This window comes from Winogradskyella wandonensis (genome assembly GCF_004346845.1).
GTDB classification, from domain to species: domain Bacteria; phylum Bacteroidota; class Bacteroidia; order Flavobacteriales; family Flavobacteriaceae; genus Winogradskyella; species Winogradskyella wandonensis.
Window position 1 is genome coordinate 123,005 of record NZ_SMGI01000005.1, and the last position, 23,800, is coordinate 146,804.

The window sequence follows — 23,800 nt, forward strand, 5'->3', positions numbered from 1 at the left end:
AAGCGCACACTATCATGAAAATTCTACTTACCGGTACTACAGGTTACATAGCAAAGCGCCTTGCGCTACAGTTGCTAGAAGACGACCATGAACTAGTTTGCTGTGTAAGAGACATGGAGCGTATCCCAGATGAAATCGAAGACCATCCACAATGCACATTTATAAAAGTTGATTTTTTAGAGCCAGAACTTGCAGAAATCCCAGATGATATCGAGGTTGCTTATTATTTAATACACTCGATGTCTAATTCTAGTAATGACTTCGAGGAACTTGAAAAAAAATGTGCTCAAAACTTTAAAGAGCTCGTTAACAAGACTCAGTGCAAGCAAGTTATTTATCTAAGTGGTATTGTAAATGATGACTCGTTATCAAAGCATTTAAAATCGCGTCTTCAAGTTGAACAAACTTTAAAATCTGATAATTATGCCTTGACGACGTTCAGAGCTGGAATAATTGTAGGAAGTGGAAGTGCATCTTTCGAAATTATTAGAGACATCGTAGAGAAATTACCCTTTATGATTACACCTAAATGGCTAAACACAAAAACACAACCCATTGGCATCCGAGATGTATTAACGTATTTGTCTGGGGCCTTAGGCAAAAAAGAACTTTACAACAATTCCTATGATATTTTTGGTCCGGAAATATTGACTTACAAACAAATGCTCCTGCAATTTGCAGAAGTAAGAGAGTTAAAACGATACATTGTTACACTTCCGGTTTTAACACCTAAGTTATCTTCGTATTGGCTTTATTTTGTGACATCAACGTCATTTCAATTGGCCTCGGCACTTGTGGATAGTATGAAAGTAGAAGTTATTGGTAAGGAAAGTGACATCAATGAGCATATCGATATTCAGCCAATGACCTACAAAACAGCGGTTGAGTTGGCTTTTCAAAAAATTGAACAAAATTCTGTGATTTCTAGTTGGAAAGATGCCGTAAGTAGCGGCGTTTTTAAAGACCAGCTTTCTAAGCATATCGAATTGCCACAATACGGCTGTTTTAAAGATGTAAGAAGCCGCGTTATTGAAGACGAAGAATTTACCATAAACCAAATCTGGAGTATCGGTGGACGTAACGGCTGGTATAGCTTTAACAGATTATGGAAAATTAGAGGTTATATAGACAAACTTTTTGGTGGTGTTGGTCTTAGACGCGGACGCACACATGACACGTATTTAGAACCTGGTGACCCACTCGATTTTTGGCGTGTACTTTTTGCCGATAAAAAAGAGAAACGCCTTCTATTATTTGCTGAAATGAAACTACCTGGTGAAGCGTGGTTAGAGTTTAAAATCGTAAAAGACAAACTATTTCAGCGTGCTGTCTTTAGACCAAAAGGTGTTTGGGGTCGATTGTATTGGTATGCCGTTTTACCATTTCATGCCTTTGTATTTAACGGAATGATTAACGCATTGGTAACTAAGAAATAAAATGCCTAGAGGCGTAAAAAAAGAAAATCTACCAACAAAAGTATGCCCAATTTGTGAACGCCCGTTTACGTGGCGAAAAAAATGGGCAAAGGATTGGGATAATGTAAAATATTGTAGTGAAAGATGCAGAAAACAAAAAACAGTTTAGTTTGGTTTAGAAACGATTTACGCGTTAACGATAACGCTGTTCTCGCAAAAGCCTGCAACGAAAGTGATAGTGTTATTGCAGTCTATTGTTTAGACCCTAGACATTTTGAACAGGATAAATTTGGATTTAAAAAAACAGAAAAATTTAGAGCTAAATTTCTTCTAGAAACGCTAAACGATTTAAAAGAAAATTTAGCTAAAAAAAATATCGATTTGCTCGTTTATTTCGATAAACCTGAAGCTGCGCTACCACAGCTTTGTGACACATACGAAATAGATGCTGTTTATTTTCAAAATGAATGGACCGAAGAAGAAAAAACTGCTGAAAATACTGTGGCTTCGCGTATCTCTGCCATCAATAAGAATATAATATTTCATTCAGTATACAATCAGTTTTTATATCATCCAGCGGATATCAATTTCGAGATTGATAAAACACCTCAGGTATTTACGGTTTTCAGAAAAAAACTTGAGAAGTATGTAGATATCAGAGCAGAAGTACACATAGAAAAGAAACCAGATTCAAATCGTATTGAAAACACAACTCAAATCCCAACACTTTCCGACTTAGGTTTCGAGGATTTTGAAACGCATCCACATTCGGCTTTTCCTTTTAAAGGTGGCGAATCCGAAGCTTTTAAAAGACTAGAAAATTATTTTTTCGAAACTAAAAAATTAGGGTTTTACAAAAAAACGCGTAATGGCCTAGTTGGTGTAGACTACAGCTCTAAGTTTTCGCCATGGCTGGCTAATGGAAGTATTTCTGCCCGAACAATTTATTGGCAAATTAAAAAGTTTGAAGCGGAGCATTTCAAAAATCAATCGACCTATTGGTTAATTTTTGAGTTAATCTGGCGCGATTACTTTAAGTATGTATCGCTAAAACATGGCAACCAAATCTTTAAGCTCGAAGGCATCTTAAAGAAAGATTATGCATGGTCCAGAAACCAGAACAAGATAAACGCTTGGATTAACGGAGAAACCCATTCAGATTTTGTAAATGCCAACATGATAGAACTTAAAGAAACTGGTTGGATGAGTAATCGTGGACGCCAAAACGTGGCATCTTATTTTGCGAAAGAATTAGAACTCGATTGGCGCATTGGCGCTGCCTATTTTGAGTCACTCCTACTCGACTACGACGTTCACAGTAATTACGGCAATTGGATGTATGTAGCTGGCGTTGGCAACGACCCGAGAGACCGAAAATTTAATGTCGATTTACAGGCCGAACGCTATGACACCAATGGTAAATTTAGAAAGCGTTGGTTACAAACGTCTTTATTTTAATTTATGAGCAAGAAACAAATTCAAATCATATTTCCACATCAACTCTTTAAAACATCAGAAGTTTTAGACCAGATTGATGCTGTCTATTTGGTAGAAGAGTATCTGTTTTTTAATCAATATAAATTTCACAAACAGAAAATTGCGTTTCATCGCGCAACTATGAAAGCGTATGCCAATTACTTGGAGTCCAAGGACATTGAAGTTAATTACATCAGTGCCACAGAAAAACTGAGTGATATCAGAGAATTACTTCCGCATTTAAAGGATGAAGGCTTTGAGACTGTACATATCATCGACCCAACCGACAATTGGTTAGAAAAACACATTAACGAAAGTAGTGGCGATATAGACATCGTTTGGTATAACAATCCGTTGTTCATCAATAAAAAAGACGATTTATTAAGCTCATTTTTTAAACCATCGAAAAAGAAATTCTTTCAAACCTCGTTCTACAAAAATGAACGCAAAGACAGAAATATTTTAATGAATGGTGATGAGCCAAAAGGTGATAAATGGACTTTTGATGGCGAAAACCGGAAGAAATATCCAAAAGATAAAACACCACCTAGTATTCAATTTCCTGACAAAACTAAATTCCATAAAGAAGCTGAAGAATATGTAAAAGACAACTTCGATAAAAATTATGGTGAACTTAACGACTATATCGTTTACCCCATAAATTTTGAATCTGCTGAAGCTTGGTTACAACAATTTTTTGAGCAGCGTTTTCACGAGTTTGGAGCTTACGAAGATGCGATTGTAAAAGAAGAACATTTCTTAAATCATAGCTTGCTTTCGCCTCTTATTAATGTTGGCCTTTTAAATCCTATAGACGTTATAGATAAAGCATTAGATTATGCCGAAGAAAATGATGTTCCTATAAATTCTACAGAAGGTTTTGTACGACAGATACTTGGTTGGAGAGAATTTATAAGAGGTGTTTACGAAGCAAAAGGTACAGAAGAACGTACCAAAAACTTTTGGGATTTTAAACGGAAAATCCCTTCATCTTTTTATGATGGTACAACAGGAATACAGCCCGTTGACGATGTGATTAAAAAAGTGAATAAAACCGCTTACGCACACCATATAGAACGTCTTATGATTCTAGGCAATTTTATGGTATTGTGCGAATTTGACCCAGACGAGGTCTACCAATGGTTTATGGAACTATTTATCGATGCTTACGATTGGGTTATGGTGCCAAATGTTTACGGTATGAGTCTTTATGCAGATGGTGGTTTAATGTCCACAAAACCATACATCAGCAGTAGTAATTACATTAAAAAAATGAGTAATTATGGTAAAGCCGATTGGGAAACCACTTGGGACGGCTTGTTTTGGACGTTTATGGATAAACACCGTGATTTCTTTTCTGGAAATCCTAGATTGGGAATGCTTTTGGGCAATTTAGACCGAATGAATAAAAAGACCTTAGAAGGCCACTTTGATGCAGCAGAAAAATTCTTTGAAACTCTAGATAATGCCTAAAATTAAAGAACATATAGATGTTGTTTGGTTTAAACGCGATTTAAGGTTAGAAGATAATGAGGCGCTTTTCAGAGCACTCGAAACAAAAAATCGTGTGTTACTGCTCTATTCTTTTGAGAATTTTATCCTTAACGACCCACATTATAGTGAGCGGCATTTCAACTTTATAAAAGAATCGATTAGAGATATCAATTCTAGATTAGAAACTCTGAACACGAGTATTTTAAGCGTTACTGGCGATGTCTTTAGTATTTTAAATCAAATCCAATCGGTTTATAAAATAGAGACGATATTTTCTCATGTTGAAACAGGAATTTTGGCAACCTTTAACAGAGATAAAGAATTTAAACGCTATTGCCGAAATAATCTTATTAATTGGATAGAAACTAAAAACAATGGTGTAGAACGAGGCCTGGTTAATAGAGATAATTGGTTTGAAAATTGGGAAGCTTACATGGCTGAACCTCTTTTTAAGTTTAATGCGCAACCAACTGATTTTCTTAATCTTGAAGATTTAAAAGCCTTAGAAACTATTTTAAATCCTACCAATTTAGAAACACCAAAGGAAACCCAGTTCCAAAAAGGAGGCAGCACAACAGCATGGAAATATGCCGATTCTTTTTTTGAAAGCCGACATAAAGACTATATGTTCAATATATCTAAACCAGAATATTCAAGAACAAGTTGTAGCCGATTATCGCCTTATATTTCTTGGGGAAATGTGTCGATACGGCAAATTTTTCAGAAAGGTCAAGAGGTAAAACAGCAAAGTACAGACAGGCGACACATTGGGGCATTTTTATCACGTTTACGCTGGCAAGCACACTTTATTCAAAAGTTTGAAATGGAGCACACTATGGAGCATGCGAGTGTGAATAAAGGTTACCAAAAGCTTAAAAAAAGTGTTTCAGAAAAGTACCAAAGAGCTTGGCGAGAAGGACAAACTGGCTTCCCCTTGGTAGATGCAAGTATGCGCTGTCTTATAGAGACGGGATACGTTAATTTTAGAATGCGAGCTATGTTAGCTTCGTTTTTTACACATATTCTTTGGCAACCATGGCAAGATGCTTCAGCGCATTTGTCACAACAATTCTTAGACTTCGAACCTGGTATTCATTTTCCTCAATTGCAGATGCAAGCAGGCGAAACAGGTATAAATAATCTAAGAATCTACAATCCTACAACTAACAGTCTTAAACACGACCCAGATGCTACTTTTATTAAAAAATGGGTGCCAGAATTAGCACATTTAGATACACCTTTTATTCACGAGCCTTACCTTATGACACCTATGGAGTCCGCTTTTTATAATTTTGAATTGGGTAAAGACTATCCTAAACCCATTGTAGATATTAAAGAAAATCGTAAAAAAGCGAGTGATATTCTTTGGAATATGAAAAAAGACCCAGATGTTATTCGCGAAAGTTTTAGAATATTAAAACGACATACAATTAGCGACAGAAATCGCATGTTAAGAACAGATTAGTCCAGACAACAGCACAGATTTGGACAATCATAATTCTCTGTTAATTTTTGTTTAACTATTATTATAAAAGGTTAAACATTTGTAATTTTGAGTAGTTATGATATTAAATACTACACACTTTAATTCCGAACACAAACAACTTATAGCTGACTTAGTTGGTTCAGAGTTTTCTTTGGTACAGAAGTTGAAGATGAATGGTGTGGGCAGCAAGCGTATGATAATTGACGAGGTAAGCCCAAACATGAAATTAATGATGAATGTTGTTTCGGATATCAATTATGGTAATATTGAATTACGACCAAAGGGTATTTTAATAATGATTAATCAGGGCTTAAAAAACTTTACTTGGATTATTCCCTATTATCAATTGGTTATTTACAAAACAAATGGCAGTAGTATTCATGCTCAGGGACGTTTTGTTCATTTTAGAGATAATAAAACGTTTAAAGAAAATAAGAAGTTTTTTGATAAGCTTTTAGACGAAAAAGTAAAATACGATATGGCATACAGCATGCCTCAATAAATGGAATTAACAACTCGTGATATAGACCGAATAATTGAAATGGCTTGGGAAGACCGAACAACTTTCGATGCCATAAACTTTCAGTTTGGTTTAAAAGAACAAGAAGTAATAGACCTAATGCGACGTGAGATGAAGCCTAGCAGCTTTAGAATGTGGAGAGCACGCGTACAAGGAAGAGCAACAAAACATCAAAAAAAACGAAATTTTGACGAGGGCAGATTTAAATGCTCTCGTCAGCGAACAATTTCGAACAACTCTATATCAAAACGATAAACCGTGCTTTGATTTAAGCTTGGAGTACTTAAAGACAGCACATTAAAAAGATTCTATGAAAACAGAAACACTTACCAAAACAAATGGTCATGCTTTAAATGGCTTTACAATTGAAGACATCGGGGACGACCATTTATTTACAAGTCTAGACACACCAATGAAGCCTAACGCTTTTGATATGTCTAACGAAGAAAAGAAAGAGCGCATCTCCATTTTATTTTCAGAAATCATGGACGTTTTAGGCCTTGATTTAACAGACGACTCGTTAAAAGGTACACCAGACCGAGTTGCAAAAATGTATATCGAAGAAATATTTTCGGGCTTAGACCCAAAAAATAAACCTAAAGTGGCATTGTTCGATAATAAGTATCAGTACAACCAAATGCTAGTGGAAAAAGATATTACCTTCTATTCTAATTGCGAACATCACTTTGTTCCAATTATAGGTAAAGCACACGTGGCTTATGTATCCTCTGGAAAAGTGATTGGTTTATCTAAGCTTAACCGAATTGTGCAATATTACGCAAAGCGCCCACAAGTTCAAGAACGATTAACTCAGCAAATAGCTAACGAACTTAAGACGGTATTGGGCACAGAAGATGTAGCTGTTATTATCGACGCAAAGCACTTATGTGTTTCGTCCAGAGGCGTTAAAGACAATACTTCTGCAACAGTAACAACCTATTACGGCGGTATTTTTAATACCTCAGAAAAAATTAATGAACTTCAAAATTATATAAACAGTTAAACTATGGATGCAATTAAAAGAGCAATTGAATTCGAAAATAGAAAGTTTTCTTTCAAGACCACAAGTGACAGAATTTTAGCAGCGAGAGAAGCTAAAGAAATAATTCTTGCTGTAAATGAAGTATACAAAAAAAAGAAAGATGCAAAATTAATGGATTTAATGAAGCGTCTAACAGTAATCAAACAAAAAATAGAGAAGCGACTTAAAGGACGACCTTTAACAGCAGCATAATCATGGGTAAATATATAGTAATAGGTGGTAGTAAAGGTATTGGTAAAGCCATAATAAATAATCTTTTAGAACAGCACGAGGTAATTAATATAAGTAGGTCAGCTCCAGAAAAAGAGCACAATAATCTTACACACCATACGTGCGATGTTATTAATGAAGACTTACCTGAGATTAATGAAGTTGATGGCCTTGTTTATTGTCCAGGAAGTATCAACCTAAAACCAATTAACAGACTTAGCGTAGAGGATTTTAAAGAAGATTTCGAGATTAATGTCATTGGAGCAGTTAAAGCTATGCATGCTTATTTACCTGCTTTAAAAAACGGGACTAATCCTGCAGTTGTTTTTTTTAGCACCGTAGCTTCAGATTTAGGTATGCCATTTCATGCTTCTGTAGCGGCATCTAAATCAGCGGTAGAAGGATTAACAAAATCTCTTGGGGCAGAATTAGCACCAACGGTTAGAGTTAATGCAATTGCACCTACTGTTACAGACACCGATTTAGCATCTAAATTATTGCGAAATGAGCGTATGATAGAAAATATGAAAGACCGTCACCCGTTAAAAAAATATTTGCAACCTCAAGAGGTAGCGGATATGGCTACATTTTTACTATCAGATAAAGCCGCTTCCTTATCCGGACAAGTCTTTAAGATGGATTGTGGTATAACTAGTTTTAAGATATAACTTATGAATCCGATAAAAGCTTTCGTTGGTACACTAACAGCATCAGACAAAAATATTAAGCAAAATGCAACAGAATCTTTATATGATATTGCTATCAATTCTTTACAAGGTAATAAGATTGATTTATCCGAGTTCAAGGGCAAAAAAATCCTCTTTGTAAATGTAGCCTCTAAATGCGGTTTTACACCACAGTATCGTGAGTTGCAAGAACTACATGACACTTATTCTGATAAAGTTGTGGTTATTGGTGTTCCATGTAATCAGTTTGGAAAGCAAGAACCTGGGAGTAACAGTGATATTCAAGAATTTTGCCAAGTTAATTATGGTGTTTCGTTTTTAATAACCGAGAAAATCGATGTAAAAGGAGAAAATCAACATCCGCTTTACAGATGGCTAACAAAAAAAGCTATTAATGGAAAACAGAATACTACGGTAAAATGGAATTTTCAGAAGTATTTAATCGACGAAGAAGGCGAATTTCTAGACTACTTCTACTCTATTACAAAGCCAACGAATTCTAGAATTACCTCATATTTAAAATAGTAATACCATGTTTGGACTTTTTAAAAAAACATCAGAATTAGATAAGCTTCAGAAGAAATACGAAAAACTAATGGCAGACTGGCATCGCCTATCAACAACAAACAGAGCCGAGAGTGATAAGAAATATGCTGAAGCAGAAAAGGTACTAAAGGAAATTGAGGCTTTAAAATCTTAATTTTGAAAAAACTCCAATACGTTACAATCTTCTTAGTCATTAACTTTGGAGGTCTTGCTCTAGGTAGCTGGTTAATGGATGGTGGTTCTACTGGAGATTGGTACAACAACTTAAACAAAGCACCATGGACTCCACCAGGTTGGGTTTTTGGAGCTGCATGGACCTTTATAATGCTTTGTTTCTCTTGGTATCTTGCAGAGTTATTTCACAACAGAGCTTCAAAATTTTTGTGGATTTTATTTAGTATAGAAGTTTTACTTAATGTAAGTTGGAATTGGTTTTTCTTTAACCAACACCTAGCCGGACTTGGCCTGCTAATTATTTCACTTTTAACACTTCTTATCATTTATTTCTTTATAACCTTTAGAAATGATAGGCTTAAGTACGCAAAATATCTTCTTCTCCCTTATATTATATGGCTTTGCGTTGCAACATCACTCAATGGTTATGTTGTTTTATATAATTAAACGAAACCTATTTAAATGAAAATATATACACTGCATAAAACACAAAAATTACCAATTTCTCTTGATGAAGCTTGGGATTTTTTATGTAATCCTGCAAACCTTTCTAAACTTACACCACCAGAGATGCAGATGAAAATTATATCTGGTGCAGACAGACCAATGTATGCAGGACAAGTTTTGCAATATAGCGTTACGCCTGTTGCAGGAATTAAGACCAAATGGGTGAGTGAGATTACACAATACAAACACAAATCCTATTTTGTAGATGACCAATTATATGGGCCTTATAGTTTTTGGCATCACAAACATTTTGTACACGAAATTAAGGGTGGCGTAGAAATGGAAGATATTATAGATTATAAAGTGCCATTGGGAATTATAGGTCAGCTCATGCATCCTATTTTAGTAAAACCAAAACTCGAATCTATCTTCGAATATCGAAAAACCCAGATGGAAAAAATTTTCGGTAGTTACCAATAAAGACATTTAGTAATATGAAACAACCTTTAAATATATTTTGGTTTAGACGCGATTTAAGACTAGACGATAATGTTGGCTTTTTAGAAGCTTTAAAAGACGAAAATCCTGTTCTTCCTATTTTTATTTTCGATAAAGAAATACTAGATAAACTTCATGAAGACGATGCGAGGGTAACGTTTATACACCAAACACTGCAAGACATGAGGCAAACACTTCAACAGGAATACGACAGCAGTATTGCTATGTTTTACGGGACACCTTTGGAAATATACAAGCAGCTTACGGAAGATTATGAGATTGATAAAGTCTTTACCAATAGAGATTACGAGCCTTATGCAAGACAACGCGATAGTAAGATTCAAGAATTTCTAGACTCAAAAGGTATCCAATTTTTAACATTTAAAGACCAAGTTATTTTCGAGAAAAGTGAAGTTGTAAAACAAGATGGCGACCCATACGTTGTTTACACACCATATTCCAAAACATGGTTAGAAAACTTTAAAGATTATGATTTAAAAATTCATTATACTAGTCAGCATTTAGATAATTTGGTAAAAAACTCCAGATTACCAAATTTGTCATTATCCGATACGGGATTTGTAAAATCGTCGCAAGACATTGCTCCATACGAAGTAACGCCTACACTTATACAAGAGTATGAAGCCACACGTAATTTCCCGGCGAAAGATAATACATCTCGCTTGGGACCTCATCTTCGCTTTGGTACAGTAAGCGTAAGAAAAATGATGAAAAAAGCCATGAATGAGGAGAACAACACCTTCATGAAAGAATTAATTTGGCGCGAATTTTTTATGCAAATCTTATGGCATTATCCAGAAACTAAGGATAAAGCCTTTAAATCTAAATATGACCGCATAGAATGGCGAAATAATGAAGATGACTTTAAAAAATGGTGCGAAGGCAAGACAGGATACCCACTTGTGGATGCTGGGATGCGACAATTAAATAAAACTGGTTTTATGCACAACCGCGTACGTATGCTCGTGGGCAGCTTTCTGTGTAAACATTTGTTGATAGATTGGCGTTGGGGCGAAGCTTATTTTGCAGAAAAACTCCACGATTACGAAATGGCAAGTAATGTTGGCAACTGGCAATGGGTTGCGGGTTCTGGTGTGGATGCCGCTCCTTATTTTAGAATTTTTAATCCTACTACACAAATAGATAAATTTGATAAAAACAGAGAGTATATTAAAACTTGGGTTGAGGATATTGACACCGATAGCTACCCAGAAAAAATGGTTGACCATAAAGAAGCACGCGAGCGTTGCCTAGAGGTTTACAAAGCTGCTGTAAGTTAGTTTTAGGAAAGTCTTAAAATATAAATTTTTAAAAATTTGTTAAATTATTGCAGTTGAATACAATATAACAGATTATTGAGCGTTACAAAATCAGACTGTAAAGTCTAAAGACGGAATAACCATTTCAAAAAACAATTCAAAAAGCTCTGATTTTCAGAGCTTTTTACTTTTTTAGTTGCCTTCTAAACGCTCAATTTTAGCACCTATAGCTCGAAGTCGGGTATCTATATTTTCGTAACCACGGTCTATTTGCTCAATATTATGAATTATAGACGTGCCTTTAGCAGATAATGCTGCTATCAACAAAGAAACTCCTGCTCTAATATCTGGAGACGTCATCGTAGTTGCTTTTAATTGCGATTTAAAATCATGACCTATAACCGTTGCTCTATGAGGATCACACAAAATAATCTTTGCACCCATATCTATCAGCTTATCCACGAAGAACAAACGACTTTCGAACATTTTTTGATGTACGACAGCACTTCCTCTAGCCTGTATTAAAACTGTAAGAACGATACTTAATAAGTCTGGGGTAAAACCTGGCCAAGGTGCATCCGCTATGGTTAAAATAGAACCGTCTATGTAGCTTTGAATCTCGTAACCATCCGTATGCGCAGGAATATGAATGTCATCGCCTTGACGCTCTACGGTAATTCCTATTTTACGAAACACACTTGGAATCACACCCAAATCGTCCCAACTCACGTCTTTGATTGTAAGTTCGCTCTTGGTCATTGCCGCAAGACCAATCCAGCTACCGATTTCAATCATATCTGGTAACATTCTATGGTTTGTACCACCTAAACTTTCAACACCTTCAATTGTTAGTAGGTTGGAACCAACGCCTGATATTTTAGCGCCCATTCTATTCAGCATTTTACATAATTGCTGTAAATACGGTTCGCAAGCTGCGTTGTAGATTGTTGTTGTGCCTTTTGCTAAAACCGCGGCCATTACAATATTTGCCGTTCCTGTTACAGAAGCTTCATCTAATAACATATATGTTCCGTGAAGCTCATGTGCCTCGACACCGTAGAAGTAGTCTTCTCTATTATAACGAAATTTAGCGCCTAGTTTTATAAAGCCTTCAAAATGGGTATCTAAACGACGACGACCAATTTTATCGCCTCCTGGTTTTGGAATATAACCTTTACCAAAACGAGCTAGTAACGGACCAACAATCATTATAGAACCTCTTAGGCCTCTACCTTCAACTTTAAAAGCTTCAGACTCTAAATAATCTAGCTTAATGTTTTCTGCTTTAAATGAATAGGTATTCGAATCTAATTTTTCGATTTCTACACCAAGGTTCTCTAAGAGTTTAATTAGTTTGTTAACATCTACAATATCTGGAATGTTACTAATTGTAATTTTTTCTGGAGTGAGTAATACGGCACAAAGAATTTGTAATGCTTCGTTTTTTGCACCTTGTGGTGTTATACTACCTTTAAGTTGGTGACCACCTTCTATTTTAAATGTTCCCATACGTTTTTAGTAACGTTTTCTATTATTGGAATATTTCTTTTTGTTATTGGTTTTTTTACTGCTTTTGTTTCCGTATTTGGATTTAACGCGCAATAAACTCCCCGAGTCTGTTAAATCCTCTGAACTTTCTTTTAGATTAAGTTTACCATTGGATAGTTCGTAAAGATGGTCGTAAATTACAGAATCCTCTACAGTGTCTTTATTCCAATTAAGAAAACACTTTTTCATATGGTTAGCAATAGTATAGACCAAAGCCTCTTTCATTTCGCCTTCGTCCCATGTAATTGCAACATCTATCATCGTTTTAATATTATTGCCGTAAAAACGATATTTAGGGTGATTCTGTGGGTATTTTAATGGCTCAGGACGTGCTTGTATAACTTCGCGTTCTGGCTTATCATAAGGCGAATCGACATCGATATCGAAATCCGCCATTATAAAAAGCTGATCCCATAATTTGTGTTGAAAATCCGGAACGTCTCTTAAATGTGGTTGTAAATTACCCATTACAGAGATAATAGCCTTAGCCAGCTTGTTTCGCTCTTCTTTGGTCTCTCGAGATTTTGCGTGATTAATCATCTTTTGAAGATGGCGTCCGTATTCTGGAATAATTAAATGCTCACGCTCCGTGTTGTACTCTAAATCGTCTATCAAAATTGTAAAAATGTGTAGTAAATATGTTATGAACCTGTAGTTACTGGTTCTGTCGCAAAGTACAAAAATTTAGATAGCTACGCCAAAATTATAAAGAAATTACATTCTCTATTTTTGCAGCAACTTCCTTGTACTTTATAATTACAGCGTCAGGGCTTTTCATCTTAACATTTACAGAGACGCTTGTATAAGTGCCATTTTTAGATTCTTTAGTTGTAATTACTGCACCAAGGTTATTAAAAAGATTTCCTAGTTTTTTAATCTCTTCGCCATTGGTTGGTACAATAAACTTATACAAGTACTCCGACGGCCACATTGCAGTATCCTGTAATTGTACTTTTAATTTTTTATAGAACGCTTCTGATTTTTTTGATGAATTCATAGCAATAATTTAAGATGCAAAGATACGTTTAACTTTATAGTTTTTATTTAATTTTTAATTACGAATTTTGTGCCAAACTGTTTTTTAATTTGAATCCGAAAAAAATTGCCATAACTGGTGGCCCAGGTACAGGAAAAACGTCCATCATCAATTGTTTATTAGATAAAAACTACATCTGCTATGAAGAGATTTCTAGGCAAGTAACGCTACAAGCAAGGCAAGATGGCATTGAACAATTGTTTTTAACTGAACCCTTGTTATTTAGCCAAAAACTACTAGAAGGCAGAAGGGAACAATATTATAAAGCATCCAAGGAAACAACTAAGGTTGTTTTTTTAGACAGAGGTCTCCCCGATGTCCTGGCTTATATGGATTTTATAGGAGACGATTATCCCAATCATTTTATCGAAGCTTGCAAGACGCATTCTTACGATGCGGTTTTTATATTACCACCTTGGGAAGCTATTTTTAAACCCGATAGCGAACGCTACGAAAATTTTGAACAGTCTATTAGCATATACCAACACTTGCAAGAAACCTATAGTAATTTTGGTTATGAATTAAACGAAGTTCCGTTTGGGACTGTGGAAGAAAGGGTTAACTTTATATTACAGACTTTAGATTTGTAATATGCATCCAATTGAAGTATTAGAACGTTATTGGCAACATAGCTCTTTTCGTCCTTTACAGGAAGAAATAATCACGTCTGTACTGGAAAATAACGACACATTTGCGCTTTTGCCTACTGGAGGCGGAAAATCCATTTGCTTTCAAATCCCTGCTTTAATAAAACCTGGCATCTGTATTGTAATATCTCCACTTGTTGCCTTAATGCAAGACCAAGTAAATACATTAAAGCAAAAAGGCATTAAAGCTATAGCTATTTCTTCTGGCCTATCTTATACCGATTTAGATACTCAACTAGATAATTGCATCTACGGAAACTATAAATTTCTTTACCTTTCTCCAGAACGTCTACAGCAAAGTCTGGTACAAGAACGTATACAGCAAATGAACGTAAATCTTATTGCTGTGGACGAAGCCCATTGCATAAGCCAATGGGGTAACGATTTTAGACCAGCCTATAAAACGATATCGACACTAAGAGAATTACAACCTACTGTAAATTGTATAGCGCTCACTGCAACTGCAAAATCTAAAGTTGTTGACGACATTATTAATTCTTTAGATTTTATAGATGCCAAAGTCTTTAGAGCTTCATTTAAAAGAACTAATATTAGTTACCGTGTTATAAATACTGAAGATAAAAATTATTATCTAGAACAGACATTATGTCAAAATCCTGGAGCTTCGATTGTGTATGTAAGAAGCAGAAAAGCTGCCTTAAGTGTGAGCAACTATCTTAGTTCTAAAGGGTTTGAAGCTACTTACTATCATGGAGGGCTTACAACTACCGAAAAAACAACACGTTTAAACGAGTGGACAAGAAATCAAAAACCAATTATGGTAGCTACTACTGCCTTTGGTATGGGAATTGATAAAGCCGATGTAAAAAGTATCATCCATTATAATTTACCAGAAAGTTTAGAAAGTTATTATCAAGAAGCCGGTAGAGCTGGCCGTAATGGACAAGACGCTTTAGCGGTAATTCTAAAAAAAAATATCGACGAAGAGAAGTTAAAATCTCAATTTCTAAGTGCGTTACCATCAGTTGATGCGGTAAAATATGTCTATAAAAAACTGTGCAACTATTTTCAGATTTCTTATGGTGAAGGTCAACATACAATTCATCAACTTAATTTTAAGACCTTTTGCAATATTTATCAGCTAAAAGCAGGCTTAACCTATAACGCCTTAAGAGTGTTGGATAGTAATAGCATTATTTCGCTCAATCAGCAATTTAATTTTAAAACAACCGTACAATTTAAAGTAACTAATGCTGCCATATTTCATTATCTAGAGCAAAATAAACATCAAAACAAGCCTATAAAAGCACTACTTAGAACTTATGGCGGTATCTTAGATTATCCTACTAAAATAAATGTAGATTTGGTAGCTTCTAAAGCGGAGACAACTACAAATCAGTTATTAGAAATTCTTAAAGATTTAGAAATTCATGGTATAATAGACTTAAAAATAGCTAATACAGATTCGGAAATTACATTTATTAAACCTCGAGAAGACGAAAAAACAATTAATCCTATTATTCCTATTATCGAGCAGCAAAATAACTTAAAACGTCAGCAAATTGCTTCGGTAATTAATTACACCAAAAACGATTCGCTGTGTAAACAAATTCAGCTGCTAACCTATTTTGATGAATCTTCTGCCGAGAATTGTGGAAAGTGTTCAGTATGCTTAGCTGATAGCTCAAATAATTCAAAAAAAACAGATTCTGAAATTCAAAAAGAAATTATAGAATTGCTAAAAACTAAAGAGCACTCATCCAGAGAACTTTTAAGTGCTTTGCAATGTGAGCAAACTGAATTACTAAAAAGTATAGCTCTACTTTTGGAGCAAGAGACCATTAAGATTACTGATAGAAATACATATTTACTAAAATGACAAAAAAGCGCGATATACGAATAGTCTTTATGGGCACACCAGATTTTGCGGTGGAAACCTTAAAAACTATTCTAGAACATAATTATAAGGTTGTGGGTGTTATTACTGCCCCAGACAGACCTGCTGGTCGTGGTAGAAAACTACAATCCTCCGCAGTTAAGGAATTTGCGGTAAAACACAATTTAAAAGTATTGCAGCCTACAAATTTAAAATCAGAAGACTTTATTGAAGACTTAAAAGCTCTAAATGCCAATCTGCAAATCGTTGTTGCTTTTAGAATGTTACCAAAAATCGTTTGGCAAATGCCAGAGTATGGCACATTTAATCTCCATGCATCACTTTTACCAAATTATCGTGGTGCTGCGCCAATTCATTGGGCTATTATTAATGGTGAAGAAAAAACTGGAGTCACTACCTTTTTTATTGACGAAAAAATTGATACCGGTGCAATTATTCTTAAAGAGGAAATATCTATTGCAAAAGACGAAACAGTGGGACAACTGCATGATAAACTAATGCATCTTGGGAGTCACTTGGTTATAAAAACAATAGAGCTAATAGAAAATGATAATGTAAAAACCATTTTACAGCCGCAAACAGAAGAGTTAAAAACAGCCTACAAACTTAACAGAGATAATTGTAAAATAGATTGGAGCCAAAATCTTGATACCATATATAATAAGATACGAGGCTTAAATCCCTTTCCTACAGCTTGGTGTTATTTAAATAATGGTGAGAGCGAAAATCTTCCCATTAAAATCTACGACGTTTCAAAACTAGAAGAATTACATAATTACAAAAACGGCACACTTAAAATTGAGGAAAATGAAATTAAAGTGGCATGTAAAAATGGATTCATTAATATTAAAGAATTACAACTTCCTAACAAGAAAAAAATGAGTGCAAAAGCATTATTGAATGGCTATAAATTTGAAGAAAATGCAAAACTGCTCTAAACCCTTATTATCACTAGGCTTTGAGAAAACATCGATAAAATGCACACCTTTATTAACAAATGCATCAAGTTATTAACAAAACCGCGTATTTACTAGGGTTTTACTTGCATGACACGTTAATACGTATAAATTTGTTACTGATTTTAACATTTATGTTGAAAGCAAAACATTTAATAATTTAAATTTAACATTTTATGAACAAAACAGATTTAATCAACAGCATGGCTGAAAATGCAGGTATTACAAAAGCTGCAGCTAAGAAAGCATTAGACGGTTTATTAATTGATATCGAAGGTGCTTTACAAAAAGGTAACCGCGTATCTTTAGTAGGATTTGGTTCTTGGTCAGTTTCTAGAAGAGCTGCGAGAGACGGAAGAAACCCACAAACTGGAAAAACAATAAAAATCAAAGCTAAAAATGTAGTGAAGTTTAAGGCAGGTTCTGACTTAAGCGATGCTGTAAACTAAGCTTATTTTGTTTACAATACTAAAGCCTGCTTTTTAGCAGGCTTTTTTATTTACTTAAAATTTAACATTAAATGATTGATTTTAGGACAATTATTAGTATATTTCATTAGTAATTTCCTACATCAACCGTGAAAAAGCCAGAAAAAGGAAGCCTTTTAATCGCAGAACCATCTATTATAGGAGACCTTTCCTTTAATAGAGCTGTTGTGCTTTTAGCAGACCATAACGACCTAGGCTCTGTTGGATTCATTCTCAATAAGAAATTAGAATACAATCTAAGCGATTTAGTAGAAGGCACAGATTCTGATTTTCCTATCTATAACGGTGGTCCAGTAGAACAAGACAACCTTTACTTTATACACAAATCGCCTAACTTAATACCAGATAGTATCGAAATTTCTGAAGGTATTTTTTGGGGTGGCGATTTTAAAACGGTTTTAGACTTAATCAATTCTAAAAAACTAAACTGCGAGGATATTAAATTCTTTCTAGGGTATTCGGGCTGGGCAGAAAAGCAATTAAGTGATGAGTTAGACTCTCACGCCTGGGTAGTTACCAAAAACACCTACAGTAATGGAATAATTTCAAAATGCTGTACCGAATTTTGGAAAGAAAAAATGCTCGAAATGGGTGGCGAATATTCTATTTGGTCTAACGCGCCGGAGAATCCAAGTTACAATTAAGACAGTCTTAGTCTTACGTTAAGCATCTGCAATAAATCTTTAGCTGCAGTGTTACCATAACTCTTTTTCCTGTAACTTCCTATAGATTGTATACCTACTATTGTGTTGGTAATAAATAGCTCGTCTGCTTTTTGTAATTCAAATGGAGAAATCGAAGATTCTTCAATAGTATAGTTAGGATTATTCTGCAACAAGCTTAAAATCTGCTTTCGCATAACACCTTTTAAGCAGCCATCTTCTAAAGGTGGTGTTTTTATGGCGTCACCTTTTACCAAAAACAAGTTTCCATTTAAGGCTTCTATTATTGATTTGTCTGTATTTAAAACTAGACAATTAGAAAGGTCGTTTTCTTTCGCATAGATACTACCAATTACTTGAATTGCTTTATTATTAGATTTAAGCCCAGAGAGTAAATTAGGAGCAACATAAAAATCTTTATACAAATCCACACGATAATCTTCGAACGGATGTACTTGATAAAAAAGATTCTGCAGTGGCTCTACAATTATATAAAACGACGGTATTGCACTGTGATTTGGTAGATACTTTCCTCCTTCACCTCTATCGACATTCAACCGTACTCTTGCAGATTTATTCAGACTTGGATTTGCTTCTACGGTTTTAAGAATTTCTTCTTCAAAAAACTCCATGGTATAATTCATTGGGATATCCATGCGTAGAATACGCATAGAAGACATTAATCTAAAATAATGGTCTTCTAAAAAAAGAATCTGTCCATTGACAACGCGTATGGTTTCGAAAAGTGCATCACCGTATTTATAGCCTCTGTTTTCTAGGCTAATTTTTCCGTCTGTTTCTAAAACTAACTTGCCATTAGTGTTTATCATAAAAAATCCCGATTAAAATCGGGACAAAGATAAGTGTTGTATGTTTATTTTACTATGCAGAACCTAAAACTTGTTTTAGACTTCCTATCATGTTTTCCCATAGCATCTTAGATTCGTCTATTTCGTCTTCTTCGGCAAAATCGGTGACCATAAGCGAAACGTCTTTAGTAATTTCATCGACTTGAATTCTAATTTCAAAATAGCAAGAACTTCCTTCCTCTTCGTCCTCTAACCATCTAAATTTAACACGTTCTCCACTTTTTTTAACTAGGAGTTTCGCCTGTTCTTCACTTCCATCCCAAATAAAGGTAAATAATTCGCCTCTACTATTTACATTATCTGCATACCACTCCGATAAACCTGATGGCGTAGAAATATATTGAAACAATAACGAAGGTGAAGCGTGTATTGGAAACTCTAATTCGTATTTAATCTTATCGTCCATAAAACAATTTATTATGTGCTCAATATATATAATATTAGCGTAGTTTAAAACTTAATGCAGAAAATATTTTTTTTAGAAACAATATGTTTGCTTGAGTAGATTTTGTTTATATATTTGCAGCCAAATTTGGCGAGATAGCTCAGTTGGTTAGAGCGTCGGATTCATAACCCGGAGGTCCCGAGTTCAAATCTCGGTCTCGCTACAAAGCAAGTTTCGTAGAAACGTCAACGGTTTAGTTCACTCTAAACCGTTTTTTTATGCAAACTATTTATGATTTAATTACCTTAGAAGTCCAAAATGAACACGATTTGGAACACAAACCCGAACACAAAAGTCTATTTTCAGAACCTAAGATTTACGATGCCAAAGGTGATTTAACCAAACGTTGGTATGTTTATTTCACTTTTGTTAATCCAAAGACTGGAAAAAAGGAACGCTGTAAAAACATCTATGGAAAGACAAATCGTTATAAAACCAAATCAGAACGTTACTATATTTTAAATATCTATAAAAAACGTCTCTCTAAGCTACTTCATGAAGGTTTTAACCCTTATGCCGATAACCAAGAACTTTACGAAAAAAGAAAGGCTAATCAACAAGCAACAAAAAAGAGAAACAATTTTGTTGCTAATAAAACATCATCTAGTTTATCTAATATTGACAATACACTAGAGCATCTTAAAAAAGAAAAAACAATTTCAGAAGCTTTTGATTTTGCTTTGAGTATTAAAAAGAATGTGGTCGGTGCATCTACCCTTTCAGACTATAAAAGCAGATGTAATAAACTGATTGAATACTTAGATACAAATTACCCTGATATTAATACCATTAATCAGTTAGAAAAGAAACATGTTATTGCTTTCTTAAACTCAGTTTTGCAAAGTACATCAGCAAGAAATAGAAATAATTACCGCACCTGTTTAGGAAGTATTTTTCAGAGTTTAGAAGATAACGAACTGATTTCTGTAAACTTCATTAAACGGATAAAGCCACTACAAGCTACACCTCAAAAGAATAAAACCTATTCGGCCAAAGAGCAAGAAATGATATTTAATTATCTTGAAAAAAACGATAAAGTATTGTTGTTGTTCATAAAGTTTATTTCTTATAATCTTTTACGCCCAATAGAAGTGTGTAGGCTTAAAGTAAAAGACTTAAATCTAGAACAAAATATAGTCCAGTTTCAAGCAAAGAATAAAGCATTTAAAACCAAGATTATTCCAGAGATATTACTATCTGAACTTCCAGACTTATCAAAACTAGACCCTAATGCGCTTTTATTTACACCTAATGGCTTTGGCAAACAATGGGACACCACAGAAGTAAATAGAAGAGGTTATTTTACCAACCGTTTTAAAAAGGTAATCAAAGACGAATTTGGATTTAATGATAACTATGGACTATACAGTTTTAGACATACGTTTATAACCAAGTTATATAGAGCTTTAGCTAAAGACAGTTCACCTTACGCCGCAAAAAGTAAACTCATGCTTATTACAGGTCACGCGACAATGTCTGCTTTAGAAAAATACCTAAGAGATATTGATGCGGAATTACCACAAGATTATTCAGAGTTACTATGAGTTTAAATAAAGATATGCAAGCATTGATTGATAGTATTCGGTTGCCCGTTCTTTTCTTTTTACCAGATAAGCTAGTAGAAGATGAATCCGACGATATTAAACAACAACTTGAAGACATTGGATTTATAAAACAACTCTTCTTTTTAGATAAAGACAATAGGGTTTCAAACTATAAAGAGGGAATTGATGATTATGCCATTTTAGAAAAACAAAAATTGCTAAAGTCTAATATATTTCAATTGCTGGAATTAAAGTCAAAACTAGATAGCAAGTCTTTTGACTACCTATTAACAAATTATAATAATGAACTAAAATCTTGGTTGTGGTCTAGCCAGTGGTTATCGGACAATGCGAAGCATCAAGTGAAAGGTTATTCGAAGGTTATGCAATCAACTCTCAAAACTCAGAAAAACGCTCTTAGAGACCATCAATTAGAATTGATAAGGCAATTTCCTAAATTGATAAGATTTATTAACGAGGAAGAAAGTAAAGAAACAATAAATAATAGATTGAAAGCCTATAACTCGAAAGTTAAAAAACTAGGTAGCAACACAAATAATTATAATAATAATAATAGAGTGTTGTTGACGGAAGCTGATGCTGATAAGTATCTGTTGAAAACAGTTTTTAATATCAAACAATAGAATTATTATTATTATTATTATTATTATTATTATTATTATAGAATGGAATGAGCATATTCATTTAAACTAAACTATTGATAACAACAACAAAAAAAGAGCAACAAAAAAAAAGCAAAAAAAACAAAACAAAAACAAAAAAAACAACGAACATTGAAAAACATCATTGTTGTTGCTGATAAAATTAATTTGAATATTACCATACAGTGATAAGGACAATTATAATAATACTCTGGTAATTGCCATTTATAGCCTCTTAAAAACTGTAAATACCAACAAAACAGCAACAAAAAATAGTGTTCCTGATTTTTTGATTAACTCTAATGTTGTTATCAAAACAATAATTATTATAATATTTAGGTTCATTTGCAGTTTCCCTAAAAAAAATATTTTCAAAACAGCAAAGACAAAAAAACCATTGCTGCTGATAAAACTTGAATTAAATAGTGTTATACAGTTATAAGAATTATTATAATATTCGATTATTACCAACGAAAACCTCTCAAAAATTTGAAATACCAATAAACAAAAAATTCGTTGCTGATTTTTTGATTAAATCTAATACTAATATTAAAACAATAATTATTATAATATTTTGGTTCATACATAGTTTCCTAAAAAGGTATCCTGTTTAAAACAGTAAGGACAAAAAACCATTGCTCCTGATAAAAATTTAATCAAATAGTATTATGTAGTTATAAGAATTATTATAATATTTGATTATTACAAACGAAATCCTAACTGAGATTTCAAATACCTCTAAAGCAACAACAATAAAAACCATTGCTGCTGATAAAATTTAATTATGTAGTGTTGTACGATGCCAACAATAATTATAATAATACTGGGAGTATTATTATTTATTGTTTCTCCAATGAGTAAAACATAACTACAATAGCAGCGAAAAAAAAATGTTGTTAATCACTTAATTAGTCTCTGACTTTTAATATTGAGTAACTGTTAAACATATTTTAAAGAATTGTAAAGGCTATAAAAAAGAATTTAAGTGCTGCAATAATTAAAGTGTTATTATTAAAACGAAATAATACAATGTTTTTCGGTACTATGTGAATGCCTTGTCGGTAAAAATTTCTGTGAATTATGCATTAATGTGGGTCATTAAAGTTTTATTATGAGGTTTCAGGTTACTTCTTAGTATTTACTAATTCATATAATCCTGCCACTGTATAAGTACATATTTTTCAATTCCGTTCTCTTTTCGTTTTAAAAAACCGTATTCATAAACAAAAAAGTAAACATCTCCTTTTTGATTTTTCCAATAGTGCGTGAAAAATTTTGGATTAAAGCCTTCTTTTATTAGAATACCACTTCGCACTGTCGCCTTCCCTGCTCTATTATATTCTTTCAATAACTTTCGGTTTAAGCGTAATTGGTTATCTACTTTATTATAGAAGCGCTTTGGCTTTTGTTTTTCTCTTTGGTATTGGTGAGAACTTTTGCATTGAGGGTCACAATACTTTTTATCTATTCTACCAATTAACTCCTTATTACAGTAAAGACAATTTTTTACTAATCGCATAAATTCTATTATTAACAGTATATTATACGTAAAATAATCGAATATAGTACTACTATCAGTTTTTCAATTGATATTTTTGACAAAAATGATATGAAAAATAGAACAACCATAAAATTAGAACCTGTAAAGCACAACAATACGGACTATGTTGTTATCCATTTCAATAATTCATCTGAAGTTAAAGACTATATCAAAGGATTCTATGGTATAAAACAGGGTAAGAAAAATAACACTTTCTATATTAAATACTATGACACTGTTATAAATGAGCTCTTTAACTATTTTAGAGATA

The 23,800-nt window shown here is 33.8% G+C and carries 29 protein-coding genes and 1 tRNA gene; 24 read left to right on the forward strand and 6 right to left on the reverse strand.

The features are described from left to right. Window positions 1–14 precede the first annotated feature (14 nt). The 15 genes from DFQ05_RS12850 (at window position 15) to DFQ05_RS12920 (ending at window position 11,295) form a co-directional block, all read left to right on the forward strand. Window positions 15–1,436 carry an SDR family oxidoreductase gene (locus tag DFQ05_RS12850; protein ID WP_132705939.1) on the forward strand — a complete coding sequence of 474 codons (1,422 nt, stop codon included), beginning with the start codon at window positions 15–17 and terminating at the stop codon, window positions 1,434–1,436. A gap of 1 nt (window position 1,437) precedes the next feature. Continuing rightward, on the forward strand, window positions 1,438–1,584 hold the full coding sequence (locus DFQ05_RS12855) for a DUF2256 domain-containing protein (protein ID WP_132705941.1): 147 nt from the start codon (window positions 1,438–1,440) through the stop codon (window positions 1,582–1,584). Next, window positions 1,560–2,873 (forward strand): DASH family cryptochrome, encoded by a 1,314-nt coding sequence (locus tag DFQ05_RS12860; protein WP_132705943.1) that lies wholly within the window; start codon window positions 1,560–1,562, stop codon window positions 2,871–2,873. Before DFQ05_RS12855 ends, DFQ05_RS12860 begins: the two co-directional genes overlap by 25 nt. A 3-nt stretch (window positions 2,874–2,876) precedes the next feature. Beyond that, entirely contained in the window at window positions 2,877–4,364 is a 1,488-nt protein-coding gene (locus DFQ05_RS12865; protein WP_132705945.1) for a cryptochrome/photolyase family protein, read from the forward strand. Beyond that, window positions 4,357–5,850: a cryptochrome/deoxyribodipyrimidine photo-lyase family protein gene (locus DFQ05_RS12870; RefSeq protein WP_132705947.1), complete on the forward strand. Its 1,494-nt coding sequence runs from the start codon at window positions 4,357–4,359 to the stop codon at window positions 5,848–5,850. Before DFQ05_RS12865 ends, DFQ05_RS12870 begins: the two co-directional genes overlap by 8 nt. Before the next feature lie 97 nt (window positions 5,851–5,947). Further along, entirely contained in the window at window positions 5,948–6,373 is a 426-nt protein-coding gene (locus tag DFQ05_RS12875) for a hypothetical protein (RefSeq protein ID WP_132705949.1), read from the forward strand. After that, window positions 6,374–6,646, forward strand: a complete 273-nt coding sequence (locus tag DFQ05_RS12880; protein WP_132705951.1) for a TIGR03643 family protein — start codon at window positions 6,374–6,376, stop codon at window positions 6,644–6,646. A gap of 55 nt (window positions 6,647–6,701) precedes the next feature. Next, window positions 6,702–7,394 carry a GTP cyclohydrolase I FolE gene (folE, locus tag DFQ05_RS12885; protein ID WP_132705953.1) on the forward strand — a complete coding sequence of 231 codons (693 nt, stop codon included), beginning with the start codon at window positions 6,702–6,704 and terminating at the stop codon, window positions 7,392–7,394. A 3-nt stretch (window positions 7,395–7,397) separates the two neighbouring features. Beyond that, the gene (locus DFQ05_RS12890) at window positions 7,398–7,625 is read left to right on the forward strand and encodes a hypothetical protein (protein WP_132705955.1); all 228 of its coding nucleotides are present in this window, start codon (window positions 7,398–7,400) and stop codon (window positions 7,623–7,625) included. Window positions 7,626–7,627: 2 nt separating this feature from the next. After that, on the forward strand, window positions 7,628–8,311 hold the full coding sequence (locus tag DFQ05_RS12895; protein ID WP_132705957.1) for an SDR family NAD(P)-dependent oxidoreductase: 684 nt from the start codon (window positions 7,628–7,630) through the stop codon (window positions 8,309–8,311). Between the two features lie 3 nt (window positions 8,312–8,314). Continuing rightward, window positions 8,315–8,854, forward strand: a complete 540-nt coding sequence (locus DFQ05_RS12900) for a glutathione peroxidase (RefSeq protein WP_132705959.1) — start codon at window positions 8,315–8,317, stop codon at window positions 8,852–8,854. Between the two features lie 7 nt (window positions 8,855–8,861). Then, window positions 8,862–9,029: a Lacal_2735 family protein gene (locus tag DFQ05_RS12905; RefSeq protein WP_132705961.1), complete on the forward strand. Its 168-nt coding sequence runs from the start codon at window positions 8,862–8,864 to the stop codon at window positions 9,027–9,029. Window positions 9,030–9,031: 2 nt separating this feature from the next. Beyond that, window positions 9,032–9,496, forward strand: a complete 465-nt coding sequence (locus tag DFQ05_RS12910) for a TspO/MBR family protein (RefSeq protein ID WP_132705963.1) — start codon at window positions 9,032–9,034, stop codon at window positions 9,494–9,496. A gap of 15 nt (window positions 9,497–9,511) precedes the next feature. Continuing rightward, on the forward strand, window positions 9,512–9,976 hold the full coding sequence (locus DFQ05_RS12915) for an SRPBCC family protein (RefSeq protein ID WP_132705965.1): 465 nt from the start codon (window positions 9,512–9,514) through the stop codon (window positions 9,974–9,976). A 14-nt stretch (window positions 9,977–9,990) separates the two neighbouring features. Continuing rightward, window positions 9,991–11,295 (forward strand): cryptochrome/photolyase family protein, encoded by a 1,305-nt coding sequence (locus tag DFQ05_RS12920; RefSeq protein ID WP_132705967.1) that lies wholly within the window; start codon window positions 9,991–9,993, stop codon window positions 11,293–11,295. Window positions 11,296–11,466: 171 nt separating this feature from the next. On the opposite strand, the gene murA is transcribed toward DFQ05_RS12920, so the two are convergent. The 3 genes from murA to DFQ05_RS12935 all read right to left on the reverse strand — a co-directional run bounded on the left by murA (window position 11,467) and on the right by DFQ05_RS12935 (window position 13,819). After that, the gene (murA, locus tag DFQ05_RS12925) at window positions 11,467–12,783 is read right to left on the reverse strand and encodes a UDP-N-acetylglucosamine 1-carboxyvinyltransferase (protein WP_132705969.1); all 1,317 of its coding nucleotides are present in this window, start codon (window positions 12,781–12,783) and stop codon (window positions 11,467–11,469) included. A gap of 6 nt (window positions 12,784–12,789) precedes the next feature. Continuing rightward, complete coding sequence (locus DFQ05_RS12930) at window positions 12,790–13,437, reverse strand: DUF4290 domain-containing protein (protein ID WP_132705971.1); 648 nt, start codon at window positions 13,435–13,437, stop codon at window positions 12,790–12,792. A gap of 88 nt (window positions 13,438–13,525) precedes the next feature. Continuing rightward, window positions 13,526–13,819: a YbeD family protein gene (locus DFQ05_RS12935; protein WP_132705973.1), complete on the reverse strand. Its 294-nt coding sequence runs from the start codon at window positions 13,817–13,819 to the stop codon at window positions 13,526–13,528. 89 nt (window positions 13,820–13,908) lie between these two features. Here DFQ05_RS12935 and DFQ05_RS12940 point away from each other — a divergent pair, with 89 nt between their 5' ends. The 5 genes from DFQ05_RS12940 (at window position 13,909) to DFQ05_RS12960 (ending at window position 18,451) form a co-directional block, all read left to right on the forward strand. Further along, a complete protein-coding gene (locus DFQ05_RS12940) occupies window positions 13,909–14,448 on the forward strand; it encodes an AAA family ATPase (RefSeq protein WP_132705975.1) in 540 nt (179 codons plus the stop codon). 1 nt (window position 14,449) lies between these two features. Next, entirely contained in the window at window positions 14,450–16,345 is a 1,896-nt protein-coding gene (locus DFQ05_RS12945) for a RecQ family ATP-dependent DNA helicase (protein ID WP_132705977.1), read from the forward strand. Next, window positions 16,342–17,301: a methionyl-tRNA formyltransferase gene (gene fmt / locus DFQ05_RS12950; protein ID WP_132705979.1), complete on the forward strand. Its 960-nt coding sequence runs from the start codon at window positions 16,342–16,344 to the stop codon at window positions 17,299–17,301. Before DFQ05_RS12945 ends, fmt begins: the two co-directional genes overlap by 4 nt. A gap of 194 nt (window positions 17,302–17,495) precedes the next feature. Then, complete coding sequence (locus DFQ05_RS12955; RefSeq protein ID WP_132705981.1) at window positions 17,496–17,768, forward strand: HU family DNA-binding protein; 273 nt, start codon at window positions 17,496–17,498, stop codon at window positions 17,766–17,768. Between the two features lie 128 nt (window positions 17,769–17,896). Continuing rightward, complete coding sequence (locus DFQ05_RS12960) at window positions 17,897–18,451, forward strand: YqgE/AlgH family protein (protein ID WP_132705983.1); 555 nt, start codon at window positions 17,897–17,899, stop codon at window positions 18,449–18,451. Here the strand turns inward: DFQ05_RS12960 and DFQ05_RS12965 are convergent. Together DFQ05_RS12965 and DFQ05_RS12970 are read right to left on the reverse strand one after the other, a co-directional pair. Then, window positions 18,448–19,299 (reverse strand): aminotransferase class IV, encoded by an 852-nt coding sequence (locus DFQ05_RS12965; protein WP_132705985.1) that lies wholly within the window; start codon window positions 19,297–19,299, stop codon window positions 18,448–18,450. The two genes, DFQ05_RS12960 and DFQ05_RS12965, sit on opposite strands and share 4 nt — an antisense overlap. A 52-nt stretch (window positions 19,300–19,351) precedes the next feature. Continuing rightward, on the reverse strand, window positions 19,352–19,744 hold the full coding sequence (locus DFQ05_RS12970) for an START-like domain-containing protein (protein WP_073087326.1): 393 nt from the start codon (window positions 19,742–19,744) through the stop codon (window positions 19,352–19,354). 128 nt (window positions 19,745–19,872) lie between these two features. On the opposite strand from DFQ05_RS12970, the gene DFQ05_RS12975 reads away from it, so the two are divergent. The 3 genes from DFQ05_RS12975 (at window position 19,873) to DFQ05_RS12985 (ending at window position 21,971) form a co-directional block, all read left to right on the forward strand. Further along, window positions 19,873–19,946 (forward strand) — tRNA-Met (locus DFQ05_RS12975). A gap of 55 nt (window positions 19,947–20,001) precedes the next feature. Beyond that, on the forward strand, window positions 20,002–21,327 hold the full coding sequence (locus tag DFQ05_RS12980) for a tyrosine-type recombinase/integrase (RefSeq protein WP_132705987.1): 1,326 nt from the start codon (window positions 20,002–20,004) through the stop codon (window positions 21,325–21,327). Then, a complete protein-coding gene (locus tag DFQ05_RS12985; RefSeq protein ID WP_132705989.1) occupies window positions 21,324–21,971 on the forward strand; it encodes a hypothetical protein in 648 nt (215 codons plus the stop codon). The genes DFQ05_RS12980 and DFQ05_RS12985 overlap by 4 nt, the downstream gene beginning before the upstream one ends. A 1,159-nt stretch (window positions 21,972–23,130) precedes the next feature. Here DFQ05_RS12985 and DFQ05_RS12990 read toward each other — a convergent pair. Next, window positions 23,131–23,508, reverse strand: coding sequence for a hypothetical protein (locus DFQ05_RS12990; protein WP_132705991.1), 378 nt, complete (start codon window positions 23,506–23,508; stop codon window positions 23,131–23,133). A 90-nt stretch (window positions 23,509–23,598) separates the two neighbouring features. Here DFQ05_RS12990 and DFQ05_RS12995 point away from each other — a divergent pair. Beyond that, window positions 23,599–23,800, forward strand: a 202-nt coding sequence (locus tag DFQ05_RS12995; protein WP_132705993.1) for a hypothetical protein, incomplete at its 3' end; no start/stop codon positions are given.